Raw genomic sequence first — 14,170 nt, 5'->3', positions numbered from 1 at the left:
TGCTTAAGCACTAATAAGCAAAATTATTATTATAGTGAACGGAGTTAAAGCAATATGAATTTTTCTATAAAACCAGTAGATTTAGGGAAAGTTCATATTGCAACTCCTGTTGTTTTATCTCCAATGGCTGGGATCACTAACTGGCCGTTTCGCGTAATTTGCCGCGAATTTGGTCCGGACGGGCTTTACGTGGCAGAAATGATTACGGCTAGAGCGTTAGTTGCACGAAATCCAAAAGCGCTTAGACTTTGCCGTTTTGCGCCTAGCGAAAAAGTGCGCTCTTTGCAGCTTTATGGTGTAAATCCTTCTATTGTAGAACAAGCTACTCGAATTGTTGTCGACGAAAACATGGCTGATCACGTTGACTTAAACTTCGGCTGTCCAGTTCCAAAAGTGACGCGACGTGGCGGCGGTTCTGCTCTTCCTTGGAAAACTGATTTGTTGCAAGAAATTTTGCATCGCGTTGTTTCTGTTTGCGAACCTGCAGGAATCCCTGTTACGGCTAAATTCCGCGTTGGAATTGACGAGAATCATGAAACTTTTATTCAAGCTGGTCATATTGCGCAAGAAGAAGGATGCGCTGCTGTAACTTTGCATGCTCGTACAACTGCAGAATATTATGGTGGTCATTCAGACTGGACGTGTATTGGCGAGCTTGTAGAAGCACTCGATATTCCAGTTTTTGGCAATGGTGATATTTGGGGTGCGGAAGATGCGCTCGCAATGTTTAAGGAAACTGGTTGCGCTGGCGTTGCTATCGGTCGAGGATGTCAAGGTCGCCCATGGTTGTTTGCTGATATTCGCAATGCTTGCGAAGGTAGCGATAATCGTGTGAATCCTACTTTGGCAGAAGTTGGTTCTGTTATTTTGCGTCACTTGAAGCTTTTAGTTGAGTTTTATGATGGTGACGAGCGTATGGCTGTTCACGACTTGCGTAAGCATGTCGCTTGGTATTTAAAGGGCTTTCCTGTTGGTGGTGGCACTCGTAAAGCGTTTATGGAGTGCGAGTCGATTGAGGATGTTCAACGTAATCTCGATATGCTTGATGGTTCTCTTTGTTTGCCAAAAAAGGTGTTAGACACGCCGCGTGGACGAGTTAGATTTGCTAAAAAAGTTCATTTGCCGTATGGGTGGTTAGATTCTCGTACAACTAGTCACGAAGAGCGAGAGGCGTTATTTGGTGACGATCCAATGGATGCAAGTTACTAGTATTTTCTAGGGCTTTCGTCATTTTTTTGCACTGATTATTTCGATAGTGTTCTATTAAAATCACCTTGTGCTCATATTTGCATATAGCACGGTGTATCATCAAAGCAGTGACATTTTTTCAGTTTATTGTGAAAACGTCGTCAGTATCGAGCGTTTTACGCTAAAATATTGTGTAAACGTGCGTGAGTGACAGGAGATAACGGTGAGCGAGATTGCCCAGACTGACAATTTCAACGACAAAACCATCATCAAGGTAGTCGGCGTCGGTGGTGCCGGCGGTAACGCCGTCAATCGGATGATCAGCGAGGGTCTACAGAATGTAGAGTTTGTGGCCATTAATACTGACGCTAAAGATTTACTGCGTTCTGATGCTGATGTAAAGATTTCATTATCTGATGCTTCGAGCCGAGGCTTGGGTGCTGGTGCTGATCCTGAAAAGGGTGCTAAGGCTGCGCAGGATCATCAATCAGACATTGAAGAGGCACTTAAGGGTGCTGACATGGTGTTTGTTACCTGCGGTGAAGGTGGCGGCACGGGTACTGGTGCAAGCCCAATTGTGGCTCGTGCAGCTCATCAGCAAGGTGCTTTGACTATTGCTGTTGTTACACGTCCATTCGGTTTTGAAGGACCGCAACGTGCTGCATCTGCAAAACTTGGTATCGAGAATCTTCGCAAAGAAGTTGACGCGTTGATTGTTATTCCAAACGATCGTCTTTTGGAAATTTCTGATCGTACTATTGGAATTATTGAAGCATTTAAGACGGCAGATACTGCGTTGCTCGCAGGTGTGCAAGGCATTACTGATTTAATTACCATGAATTCTTACATTCATGTTGATTTCTCTGATGTTACAGCTGTTCTTCGCGGAGCAGGTACCGCACTGTTCGGTATTGGTGCTGCAAAAGGCGAGGATCGTGCAACTCAGGCAGCTGAAATTGCTATTAGCTCCCCATTGCTGGAAGAAAGCATTGAGGGTGCTCACGGTGCTTTGATTAATATCGCAGGTCCAAGTGATTTGAAGCTTCAGGAAGCTTCTGCTGCAACTGAACTTGTTCGTAAAGCTATTCATCCAGAAGCTCAAATTATTTGGGGTCTTTCTTTGGATGATTCTTACGGCGATGAGGTTCGAGTTACGGTTATTGCTGCTGGATTTGATGCCCATCCTAAGGCGGAGGAGTCCTCAGCTAAAGCTGGTCAGTTTGTTGATATGCAAGCAGATGTTAAGCCTGTAGCTCCTGCACAGTCTACGTCATCTTTCAAAGAGGAAGCTCAAGCTGCTCCACAAGTAGAACAACCTGCTTCTATGCCTTCTATGTTTGAGCCTGCAATGAATCAGCAATATTCTCCTTCTGCAGCTCCTGTACAGCAGACTGCTGAACCTGACGAATTAGATATTCCTGATTTTCTGCGTTAAGCGTAACGAGAGGAGGGTTGCTTCATGGCTGGCTTTATGAAGAACGTGATGTCATACGTTGGTATGGCAGATGTGCCTGAGGATGATGATTATGCTGAATCTGATGTTCAAGAAACGTCATTCGATAATGATCGCTCGGTAACTCCTGCTGTGTCGCAACATGGTAATGATTTGCGTGGCGGTTCTGCTCGTGCGAATGCTAGTCGTATGAGTCGTATTACTACAATTCATCCTAAGTCTTACGATGATGCGCAAATGGTGGGTCGTGCTTTGCGTGACGGTGTTCCAGTGGTTTTAAACCTTACTGGTGTAACTGAATCGGTTGCGTATCGTATTGTTGATTTTTCTGCTGGAGTTGTATTTGGTGTTCGCGGTTCTATTGAGCGTGTGACTCCTAGGGTATTTTTGCTAAGCCCGGCACAAGTGAATATCAAAGTGGAGGATGCTCCGAACGACAATACTGCGCGTGACTTGTTCTCCTAAAATTGTATTTGCTAAAGAATTAATTGAGCAGCGTTTGTTTAACAACTTTCGCTGCTTTTTTATACTTTTTGGTAGCATAAAAGCGATGTGTACGAGCATGACTAAAATCATGCGAATTTAAACTAAAGGCATGTAACCCAAATAACGAAAGTAATCTCATGAGCACTGAAAATGAAAACGAAAACACTATGCAAGCCAAGCAACGCACTGTATTGTCGTTTGTGCGTCGTTCTGGGCGCTTAGATGCGCGTTTACAGCACGCTCAGGAGCGTTATGCAAGTCAGTACCTGCTAGACGTTACTGAAGCACCTGGCTCATTTAGATTGCGCGAAAATTTGAACATTACGCATGATTGGATTAGCGATAAGTGGGGGAATGACAATCCGCTTATTGTTGAAATTGGTTCCGGACAAGGCGAAAACATTGTTGCCGCAGCTGAACGTTTGCCGGAAACTAACTTTTTAGCGCTTGAAGTTTATGATCCAGGCGTTGCTCACACAATGCTTCTTGCTGGAAAGCAAGGTTTGACTAATCTTCGTATTGCACAAATTAACGCTCCTGATTTCTTCGCTGCGTGCGACTGCGGAGTTTTAGAAGAAGTTTGGACTTTCTTCCCGGATCCATGGCCTAAAATGCGCCACCATAAGCGTCGTATTGTGCAGCCAGAGCTTGTCTCTACAATACACCAGGCGTTGCGTAGAGGGGGTGCGTGGCGCATTGCTACAGATATTGAGGATTACGCTTTGCATGTGCATGAGATTATGGATTCTCGCGAAGATTTTGCAAATATTGGCGAATTAAGCGCAAGTCTTCCAATTGAGCATGTAGGGAAAGGTACAGCTGATACTGCAGCAGCTCTTCCGCACGCAGATTTTAGCGAGTCTGAGCGCTTTGCTGGTCGAGTTCTTACGAATTTTGAGCGCAAAGGCTTGGAGGCTGGTCGCACGATTCACGACTTCACCTACATAGCACAATAATGCTCTGCCGCCGCTGTTCTCGTAGCTTTGCAGTTGTACTTAGTCTCAACACGCCGTGAGTTGCGTACTGCTTTTTTGAGTGTTAATATCATATGGTTTGGTTCGAAGCCCCCTTCGTCTAACGGTTAGGACACCAGACTTTCAATCTGACAACAAGAGTTCGACTCTCTTAGGGGGTACAAATTACAACGCCGCTGGGTTTTCAGCGGCGTTTTTCGTTTTTTGTATTTCTGATGTTCGTATTTCTATTTTTGCTGCTTACCCTATTTTTCGTATTTTGCGCAGCAATTAGTTTTTCATATATTTTTTCTATAAATCGATATAAGATCTGACAATGTATTAAATATCACAAAAGGTATGTTGTGCTTTTTAGAGGTGATACACTTTCTCATTGGTACTTCTGCCCGGGCTGCGTAGGTCAGGAAGTATTCAATTCAGTAATTTACAATGCGCAGCAGCTTAAAAAAGGATTTCCTATGAGCGATATTTTCAATACAAATAATAATGGGTTAGAATCATCTAATTGTGTAACGGATCAAGTGGATAGTAATGCTGCTTCTAGTATTAATAGGGTTGTGAGCATGCGTTGGCGTGTTGCAGATATCGCATTAGGTGCTGCTCTTGCTGCTGTTTTTGGCGTTATCTTGTATGGCTATGGCTTGGTGTTTATTCCTTTGATTCGTACTTTGAATGCAGCTGTTCTTCCTGGTTTTGCAAGCATCACGCATGGTGTTTGGTATTTGTCTGGAACTCTTGCAGTTTTGCTTATTCGTAAGCCAGGTTCTGCAGTGTATGTAAATGTTGTTGCAGCATTTGTACAGGTGCTACTTGGAACTCCGTTTAATATGCGAGATACGCTTATTTCCGCACTTTTACAGGGTGTGTTTGCGGAGATTCCGTTCTTAATTTTCCGTTTGCGAAAGTTTAATTTGACTTTGAGTGCTCTTTCTGGTTTGCTTGTGGCTTTTGAGTATGGTGTGTTCTTAAGCTTCACTAAGTATCAGGCTAAAGCTCCTACTTATATTACGATTCATATGATTACAGAGCTTATTAGTGGATTGTTGCTTTCTGGAGTGCTTGTGTGGTTTGTGTATTTGGCTTTGCGCAAAACTGGTGCTCTTGATAACTTCGCATCTGGACGTTCTGACCGAGCTTGAAATCATCGGGATTTCAAGCTCCTTCAGAGCGTCGAGCTTGCTCAGGTTGAAAGCACGGTATGCTTTCAACGCAAGCGAGGTCTGCCTTCGTCGTTATTGACGGAGGTAGATTTTGGTTGGTGTGGTTTTGTGTTGGGTTTTGTTTTTGTTTGTTTGGGTTTTGACCGAGCTTGAAACCATCGGGATTTCAAGCTCAGTAATCCTAAGCAAGGTCAAAAATTCGACTCACTGAGTTGGCGACGTTTATGGGTATGTGCTAATCTAGTCGTTGCTGACTTTGTTAGCGTGGGGCTTTAGCTCAGTCGGTTAGAGCAGCGGACTCATAATCCGTCGGTCCAGGGTTCAAGCCCCTGAGGCCCCACAAGATATTAATAATGCCACTTCATTATGATTTATGAAGTGGCATTTTTGCATCTTATAATTTAAATTTTATTTTTTGTTTTATTTGTTATTTTCTGCCATTGACAAATAATCTGGTATTTGTTTTGGATACTTAGGCCATGCTCCTTCTTGAGTGCACACAAATGCTGCAGTATTAACAGCTGCGCGATGCGCCTCTTGCAAGCTTTCTCCCTTAAGAATATGCGCTGCAAATGTTCCTGAGAACGAGTCTCCAGCACCAACTGTGTCAAGAACTTCAACGTGTGGAGTTGGGATAGTTGAGCTTTCTCCAGTGCTAGTAGTAATCGTACTAAAAGTAGAGCCGCCTGTAAGAATCACATAATCTAGTCCGTAACGAGCTTGGAACCACTTGCAAGCTTCCTCGTCTGAAGTGTCGCGAATATTGAACATATCGCGTAATAAGAATAGTTCCGAATCGTTAAGCTTAAATACTGTTGCTTCTTGAAGTAATGTGTCGATAAGATCCTTAGAGTAGTGATCGCTTCTAATGTTAATATCGAAGAACTTCATTGCTCCAGGCTTAGTATGCTTTAACAATTGCAAAATTGTGTCGTGAGTTTCTTGAGAACGTAAGCTTAGAGTGCCAAAGCATACTGCATCTGCTCGTTCTACTAAATCAATGAGTTCTCGAGTGTAAAGAATATGATCCCATGCTATATTTCGCAGAATAGTGTACTCTGGTATTCCATTTTTTAGTGTTACTTCTACAGTGCTTGTTGGCCAAGCGTTGCGTTGAATAATTGAAGCGATGCCAGCTTTGTTCACTTTGTCAATCAGCTCATCGCCGAGTTGGTCTTGACCAACAGCGCTAATCATGCAACTTTGCGCTCCGTGACACTGTGCATGATATGCAAAATTTGCTGGTGCTCCTCCAACACGTTTTCCATGTGGGAGCAAATCCCATAAAAGTTCGCCGAGTGAAAGAACAATTGGCTTAGTCATAATATTCCTTTCGCACGCGTCAGTGCAGCAAGTTTGTAGAGCTATACTTTTTACTAAATATCTTCTCGCTTCTTCAAAAGCATTTTGATGCAAATTTTGCTTGTAAAAATGCTACATAAACAATTATGGTGCGCCCTTTCGATAAGTAATATGCGCAATGCGTGTTACGTTTCTATAGAGCGCACCATAAGTGCTATATTGCGTACGTTTAACTTAGCTTATGCTGGCGTACTATATTATTATTATTCTTTTTTATTATATTTTTCTATTATTTTGATTTATTGCTTAATGCTGAAAAATATCACTTTTGTGAGCTTGTTCAGCCATCCATGCTTCTACATCATCGATTTGCTTTGGAATGTCAATAGAAAGCCACTCTGGACCGCTTTCAGTCATTAGCACATCATCTTCAATACGAATTCCAATTCCGCGCATTTCTTCAGGAAGCATCAAATCGTTAGCTGCAAAGTATAATCCTGGCTCAATAGTGAATATCATTCCTGGAGTAATTTTTGCGCCCTGATAAAACTCGTAGCGTGCTTGTGCGCAATCGTGCACATCCAAACCAAGATGATGAGCAACGCCGCAAGCGTGCCAACGACGATGCTGTTGACCTTCTGGCGAAAGTGATTCTTCAACGCTAACTTTCAAAATTCCCCATTCGTGCAAGTGTTCGGCTAGAACGCGCATGCAAGCATGGTGAATATCGGAGTAGGTTGCACCTGGTTTAGCAGCCTCAAAACCGGCTTGCTGAGCGTCAAGAACGCACTGGTAAAGCTTCTTTTGTAAGTCAGTGAATTTGCCGTTCGTTGGGAAAGTTCGTGTAATGTCAGCAGTGTAGAGGCTGTTAACTTCAACGCCGGCATCAATAAGTAGCAATTCTCCGCTGGAAACAACGCCAGTGTTGCGCATCCAGTGCAAAATTGGCGCGTGCTTGCCTGAAGCAACAATAGTGTCGTAGCCTACTTCGTTGCCTTCTTCGCGAGCAACAGAATTAAAAGCACCCTCAATCATGCGCTCGGAATGCTCATGACCCAAAGCATTAGGCAAACGCGTAAGCATGCGGTCAAAACCAAGTTTTGTGGCGGCAATAGCTTTGCGCATTTCGCGAATTTCGTAGTCGTCCTTAAGCATTCGTGCTTCTGCAGCGAATTCGTGCAATTTATCGTCTGCGCAAGTGTTTGCATCTTCATCAGTAAATCCACTTGCTTCTCGCATTGTTTCAACTTTTGCAGTAAGCTCAGGATCGGTTTCTCGAACAATTCGCACGCGAATGCCTTCGCCATTAGCGTCGTCGCTTACGTTCTTTGCAATAGCGTCGTCAAGTTCTGCAATATCGCGCGTTTCAATGCCGGTCATTGCTTTAAGTTCTTTTAAGCCTGCGCGAGGACCAACCCAATATTCTCCGTAGTGAGGATCCTTGTAAAATGCTGAAGTGCTGTTATCTGCGCGTGGAGCTACAAAAAGTTCTGGCGTATGATTTTTACCGGCTTTTGCTTCTTCGCTATCTTTTTCAACCGGTTCCATAACAAGCACAGCACCAGCCTCATAGTCTTGACCTAAGCCAGTGTAGTAAGCAAATGTAGTGTCTGGACGGAAAGCATAATCGCAGTCGTTATTACGCACCTTTGGTTGTCCTGCAGGGATAACTAAACGTTCGCCTGGGAAACGCTTTGAAAGAGCCTCTAAACGAGCTGGAATGTACTTGCTAGATTCAAGAGCCTTAACTTCTGGCTCCTGGTTATCCCAGTTATTCGTCATAAAATCTTTAAAAGAATCACTGTTTGGACGAAGTGAACGGTTATTTACGCGATCTTCTGCCTTTTGTGTGCCGTCAGCTTTTAGCTCTTCGCCGTGCTCAGTTGGCGTATATTCTGCCATTATGAGACTCCTTAATTTTTGCTTGTTAATTTTTGCTTGCGCAAATTATACAAATAGTAAATAAACAGTCAATAAACTAACATAGTCTTATTTAGTGTTTTATGCGAGTTTTTTTTTAGTGCAAAATAGCAAGATTTTATACGCAATTTACAAAGTGCGTTTAAAACGCTTTTGCTATGTGAATATTGTCACAACATATTTATATGCGTGTGTTGTTGGTATCAACTAATCTAGATAGTTGGAAAATGAGTAAGCGAGCGTAAAAATTAGGGGGAGTAGTTATGTCTATTGAAAATCCAAATCGCAATAATGAGCGAATTGTTGATATCGAACGCAATATTATGAGTCGAGCTCCAGAACACAATAAAACTAATCTCGACTTGGATCGCATGCGTCTTATTCTCGATATTTTAGGTCATCCAGAGCAGTCTATGCGTGTTATTCACATAACTGGTACGAACGGCAAAGGTTCTACTGCTCGAATGGCTGAGTCGATTTGTCGAGCATACGGTTTGCGAACCGGATTATATACTTCTCCACATTTGGAGCGCGTAAATGAGCGCATTATGATTGATGGACAGGAAATTAGTGACGATCAGTTCGTCGATGTGTGGGATCAAATGAAAGACATTATCGACATGGTTGATGCTCGCATGGAAGCTGACGGTAAGCCAAAAATGAGCTTTTTTGAAGTGCTTACAGCCATGGCAATTTGGGCTTTTGCGGACGCTCCTGTTGATGTTGCTGTTATGGAAGTTGGCATGGGGGGCGAATGGGATGCCACTAATGTTATGAATGCTGATGCTGCAATTATTGGGCCGGTTGATATGGATCACATGCAATGGCTTGGAAACACTGTTGAAGAGATTGCGCGTACGAAGGCTGGTATTATTAAGCCAAATTGCACTGTTATTTTGGGTCCTCAGCCGCATGAAGCTAAGGTTTTGCCAATTATTAAGGAAGTTGCGGAGCGCAACCATGCTACATTATTGCGCGATTCTTCTTATGGTGACGGCGAGCTTGAAGTTGTGTCTCGTACTCCTGCAGTTGGCGGACAGGTTGTTACTTTGCGTACGCCTCTTGGCACTTATGAGGATGTTCCGGTTGACAAGTTTGGCAAGCATCAGGCTCATAATGCTTTGGCAGCTCTTGCTGCTGCGGAGGTTGTGCTGCCTGTAAGTGGTGCTTTGGATGGCGATTTAGTTGCAGAGGCTTTAAGTCAGGTTAAGGTTCCTGGGCGTATTGAGCAGGTTCGTACTTCGCCGACAATCATTATTGACGGTGGACATAACGTGAATGCTGCCGAGTCTCTTCGTGAAACTATTGAAGAAAACTATCATTTTGAGCAGCTTATTGGCGTTGTGGCAATGATGGCAGATAAGCAAGTTGAAGAATACTTGGGTGTTCTTGAACCTATTTTGACGAAGATTATTGTTACGCGTAATTCTTGGCGTGACCGTGTAATGGATCCAGAAGAGCTCGAAAAGATTGCTGTAGGCGTATTTGGTGAGGATCGCGTAATTCGTGTTGACGAGTTGCCGGATGCTATTCAAACTGCTGTTGATTTAGTTGATGAAGACGATGAGCTTGGTGTGGGCTATGGTCACGGAGTGCTTATTTGCGGTAGTTTCGTCACTGCAGGAGACGCGCGCACAATGCTTGTTGAGCACGTGAATCCGGATCTAAAAAAGCCAAAGAATCAGCGCGTAGCAATCCACCCAAATATTGACGAGTCTTAAAAATTAAGCTATTTGTGCTACTTAATTCGCAAAGATTTAGCTTTTTCTACAGTATTTTTTACAAGTACTGCTTGAGCGTCAACTAACGGTATTTGCGGAAGAGGAAAAGCTTCATTAAGTACGCTTAATTCTGTGCAACCCAAAATAAGTGCGTCGCAACGGCATGCTCCTGCAGGGTCTAGCATATCGCTTAAAACAGATTCGTAACGGTGAAAATCAAGGTCTCCTGTACCTTTTACGTCATCGTAAATAAGCGAAGTAATACGTTTCTGCAAGTCGTCGTCTGGAGCTACAAACGTGTATCCTGCTTCTTCTATAGCGCGCTGATACACTCCAGCTTTACGCGATCCTGCAGTACCTAAGAATCCAATACGGTTACATTTAGACTTTGGGTAACGTTTAGAAACTTCAGCTACAGCACCACGCGGCATATGTATAATTGGCACGTCGGTGAGTGCTTGGAACTTATCGTAAAAGTAATGCGCAGTATTGCACGTGAGCACAATAAATGAAGCACCTATCGCAGTTGCTTTAGCTATGTCGTCTGCAAGAGTAGGGAATGGGCTTTCGGATGATTCGCCAACAATATATGCTGTTCTATCTGGCACAGAAGCATCATTGAATACCACATAATCTAAAAACTCTTGATCGTTATGTGCATGCGTTTCTTTATTAAGTAAACGAATATAGCTTTCTGTTGCAAGTGTGCCCATGCCGCCAAGTACAGCAAAAAACGGACGTTTCATTGTCTCATATTCCCTTCAAAGTTACGCAATAATTTTCACGCTTTATTGCGGAAAAATTCTGCGTAACGCCTTGTGTAAATTGAAAACATATGACGAATCATCAACCAGCGTAGCAGATTCATATCTTTTTTATATTCTAGCGTAGTGCCCCAATCGCCGCGACGAATCATATTAAGACCGCGCTTCTTTTCATCGCCTTCTGCTACATAATTGCAAAATATCGATCGCGGAATCTCCATCCACAACTTTTCTCCACGACCGAACACAGTATTTCCGTCAAAAGGCTTATGGTCAATTAAATCTTCAACAAAATATTTAGCAATATTAAATCCGTTTAAAGTGACGAAATAGCTTGAACGTCCTTGACGTAAATTGATTTCAAAAAGCTTATACTTTCCGTCTCTCTCATCGTATTTCATATCAAAATTAGCTACGCCAACGTAATGTATATCTTCCAAAAATGCTTTAATATTTTGGAAAACTTCTTCATTGTAGTCTGGAATAATAGCTGCATAATTGCCAATCGCTTCTGGAGTTGGATCCTCCAGCAGAGGGTGTCCTAGAAACATCATGCGCACATGATGATTGCTATCAACGTAGGCATTTAGCACACGCATGCGGCTGTCGTCTCCAGGAATAAAGTCTTGCAAAATCATTTCGTCATCGTAGCCAGCTTTGTACGAGCGTTGAATAAGAGTATCAAGTTCTTGCGGAGTATTGATAATAAAAGCTTTTTTACGTCCCTCAAAATCAATATCAAGCCATTTAGTGCTATTCGCTGGTTTCATAGCAATAGGGAACCTGAATGGCAAATCTTCATAAGCGTGCGCTGCTACTTCTTGAGCATTTACAACTTTAGTTTTTGGATGAGGAAGATTGTATTTTTCACAAGTTTTATAGAATGAGCTTTTAAGGCTAAGCTGGCGATTGAGCGAATTTGGCAATGTGTGGAAAGCAAAATATTCGTGCAATTCATCACCGCATTGGCTTAAAAGGTTCGCGTATACGTCGCCGCAAGGAATAAGCAGAAGTTTGGTATTAGGATGTTCCTCATGCCATGATTTAGCAAAATCAAGCATTGTATTGCGGAATGTAGGAAGTTCTCCAAAGCCTGGAACAATTCTCACATCGACAATTTTGCTAAATTTCGTAGGTGAAAGTTGGAAGTGCGCAAAAGCAATTGAAGTAATGCCATATTCTTCATGGAATGCTCGAGCCATGCCATATGCGTTTATATCGCTACCGAGTAACACAGGTTGAAATCGTTGATTCTTCATTTGTATCTTCTTCATTTGTTTTAATTTGTTATTTAACTTGTTTGTTATTTAGTTTGTTAGTTAGCTTGTTATTTAGTTTATGTAGTAATTGCGTTTATTTTATTCGTATATTTTCATACTTTCGTATAAGCATATTACAGGCCAAAAAGACGCTTTATTACGAATGAATCACCCTCATACGGCACATGCTTTCGTTTGTTTTTAATCCAACGTTCATCGCCCTTGCCAATAGCAAGAAGAATGTTTAATCTTCCATTTTTTTGTTCGCTGTTTGCAGCATCGTTGTAAGCATATTCTATTGCTTCAGCTCTGTCGATAATAATGCGTGAAGAAACATTCGTGTTCGTAACATAACTTTGCATATCCTCGCAAATATGCATTACGTCTTCAGTATCAGTATCTTCAGTAGTGAAAATAAACTGTTCTATGCGGTTTTGCGCTGCTTCAACAATCTCTTTACGGCGATCGACAGCTTTATCTCCTGTGGAACCAGTTATTAGCGTAATTCGAGGATTAAATTTGCCGTAGCGTTCTTCTACAAAGTCAAGAACTGATTTTGTAGAAATGTAGTTATGCGCATAGTCGACAACTGCAATCATGTTTGAGTGCGTGTCTTTGAAAACTTCCATGCGTCCAGAAATTTTCACGTTCTCAATAGCGTGTAGTGCGTGTAAATCAGTATCCTGATTAATTCCCAATTCTCCTGCAATAGCGATTGCAGCTAAAGCATTTTCGTAGTTAAAATCTCCTGCAATAGACAATGCGAATTCGTCAATAGGGCAGTAGTGCACGTCTTCTTCGTAGTCGTTATCTTCATAGTCGTCGTCTTCGCTTGAGTCTCGCATAGCGATGCAATGTGATTCACTATTTTCTACTGGCATTGCAATGTAGTCAGGAGTAAGTAATTCCGTGTAATCGTCATCGTTAGCAGGCGCGCAATAATTTATGCAATCGTCGTCAAGATCATCGAAATTGTTATTTTCGCAAGCAGCGCCTTCTATTTCATCTTTTTTAATGCGAGCAAAAGTTGTTACGAGCACATTGTTGCGTTCTGCATCTTGTAAAAGAAGATCTGCGTGATCTGTATCAGAATTTAGCACTAAACGCTTAGTATTTGCAATAATTTGTCGTTTGCAATACAAGTAATCTTCAAAAGTTGGGTGCTCAATAGGGCTAATGTGGTCTGGGCTAATGTTTAAGAATGCTGCAACATCGAATTTAAGACCGTATACGCGATTCACCTTATAAGCTTGTGAAGAAACTTCCATAACAAGATACTTCATGCCGTTATCTACAGCTTCGCGCATCATTTTGAAAGCATCAAAACTTTCAGGAGTAGTTAAATTAGATTCAACGTAATTTTTTCCGTCTACGCAATTATCTACTGAAGAAAACAGTGCTGCTTTACCGTGCGAATGGGAGTTTAGAATAGCGTGAGTAAAGTAGGCTGTAGTTGTTTTGCCTTTAGTTCCAGTAATTCCAATAATAGTGAGTTTTTCTTGTGGATTTCCAAAGAATGCTGCTGCAAGCACGCTCATTGCTTTTTTAGCATCCGTAACAATTAAACCAACAGCTTTTGTGTATTGTGCGTAGCTTTGTTCAGCAACATATGCAGCAAGTCCTTTGTTGTCTGCATCTAAAAGATATTCCGACTTAAAATTGCCTTTAATAAACAGAAGTGTTCCAAGTGTAATATCGCGAGTATCGTAAGTTGCGTTAGTGAAGCACTCGTCTGCATCAATATTTGGGAAATAATACGGATTTAAAGACCATATTTCATTGCGAGAATGAGTAGAGTCTACAGTTTTTTCTTTAGTATTAGCACTATTAGTATCTTCTGCTTTACAATATTGAATCATTTCGCGTAACAAACCATAGTGTTGCAAAATTTCACTTGCGTTTGCTAGTGACAACGTGTTATGCATGATCATAATTTACTTCTT

11 protein-coding genes and 2 tRNA genes are annotated in these 14,170 nt (G+C 42.1%); 8 read left to right on the top strand and 5 right to left on the bottom strand.

From position 1 onward, the window contains the following. Positions 1-54 precede the first annotated feature (54 nt). The 7 genes from dusB to HXT32_RS04710 all read left to right on the top strand — a co-directional run bounded on the left by dusB (position 55) and on the right by HXT32_RS04710 (position 5,601). A complete protein-coding gene (dusB, locus tag HXT32_RS04740; RefSeq protein WP_422118922.1) occupies positions 55-1,209 on the top strand; it encodes a tRNA dihydrouridine synthase DusB in 1,155 nt (384 codons plus the stop codon). A gap of 202 nt (positions 1,210-1,411) precedes the next feature. After that, positions 1,412-2,623, top strand: coding sequence for a cell division protein FtsZ (ftsZ, locus tag HXT32_RS04735; RefSeq protein WP_116440542.1), 1,212 nt, complete (start codon positions 1,412-1,414; stop codon positions 2,621-2,623). Between the two features lie 24 nt (positions 2,624-2,647). Further along, the gene (locus HXT32_RS04730; protein ID WP_004105139.1) at positions 2,648-3,106 is read left to right on the top strand and encodes a cell division protein SepF; all 459 of its coding nucleotides are present in this window, start codon (positions 2,648-2,650) and stop codon (positions 3,104-3,106) included. A 158-nt stretch (positions 3,107-3,264) separates the two neighbouring features. Continuing rightward, complete coding sequence (gene trmB, locus HXT32_RS04725; protein WP_012913953.1) at positions 3,265-4,083, top strand: tRNA (guanosine(46)-N7)-methyltransferase TrmB; 819 nt, start codon at positions 3,265-3,267, stop codon at positions 4,081-4,083. A 107-nt stretch (positions 4,084-4,190) separates the two neighbouring features. Beyond that, positions 4,191-4,262 (top strand) — tRNA-Glu (locus HXT32_RS04720). 297 nt (positions 4,263-4,559) lie between these two features. Further along, positions 4,560-5,240: an ECF transporter S component gene (locus tag HXT32_RS04715; protein ID WP_064621671.1), complete on the top strand. Its 681-nt coding sequence runs from the start codon at positions 4,560-4,562 to the stop codon at positions 5,238-5,240. A 287-nt stretch (positions 5,241-5,527) separates the two neighbouring features. After that, positions 5,528-5,601 (top strand) — tRNA-Ile (locus tag HXT32_RS04710). An 80-nt stretch (positions 5,602-5,681) separates the two neighbouring features. Here the strand turns inward: HXT32_RS04710 and HXT32_RS04705 are convergent. Then, entirely contained in the window at positions 5,682-6,584 is a 903-nt protein-coding gene (locus HXT32_RS04705) for a carbohydrate kinase family protein (RefSeq protein ID WP_004110445.1), read from the bottom strand. Between the two features lie 285 nt (positions 6,585-6,869). Beyond that, positions 6,870-8,465 (bottom strand): aminopeptidase P family protein, encoded by a 1,596-nt coding sequence (locus HXT32_RS04700; RefSeq protein WP_004110442.1) that lies wholly within the window; start codon positions 8,463-8,465, stop codon positions 6,870-6,872. Between the two features lie 281 nt (positions 8,466-8,746). On the opposite strand from HXT32_RS04700, the gene HXT32_RS04695 reads away from it, so the two are divergent. Next, on the top strand, positions 8,747-10,204 hold the full coding sequence (locus HXT32_RS04695) for a bifunctional folylpolyglutamate synthase/dihydrofolate synthase (RefSeq protein WP_004110438.1): 1,458 nt from the start codon (positions 8,747-8,749) through the stop codon (positions 10,202-10,204). Positions 10,205-10,221: 17 nt separating this feature from the next. Here HXT32_RS04695 and HXT32_RS04690 read toward each other — a convergent pair whose 3' ends face one another. From HXT32_RS04690 to HXT32_RS04680, 3 genes are all read right to left on the bottom strand, one after another. Next, a complete protein-coding gene (locus HXT32_RS04690) occupies positions 10,222-10,950 on the bottom strand; it encodes an aspartate/glutamate racemase family protein (RefSeq protein WP_004110435.1) in 729 nt (242 codons plus the stop codon). 35 nt (positions 10,951-10,985) lie between these two features. Further along, complete coding sequence (locus tag HXT32_RS04685; protein WP_080551026.1) at positions 10,986-12,227, bottom strand: carboxylate--amine ligase; 1,242 nt, start codon at positions 12,225-12,227, stop codon at positions 10,986-10,988. 134 nt (positions 12,228-12,361) lie between these two features. Beyond that, positions 12,362-14,158, bottom strand: a complete 1,797-nt coding sequence (locus HXT32_RS04680) for a UDP-N-acetylmuramoyl-L-alanyl-D-glutamate--2,6-diaminopimelate ligase (RefSeq protein WP_033888613.1) — start codon at positions 14,156-14,158, stop codon at positions 12,362-12,364. Between the last annotated feature and the right edge of the window lie 12 nt (positions 14,159-14,170).

The organism is Gardnerella sp. DNF00747, assembly GCF_049262675.1.
GTDB lineage: Bacteria > Actinomycetota > Actinomycetes > Actinomycetales > Bifidobacteriaceae > Bifidobacterium > Bifidobacterium swidsinskii.
The sequence above is the reverse complement of the archived record's forward strand: the minus strand, read 5'-3'. Positions and strand labels throughout refer to the sequence as shown.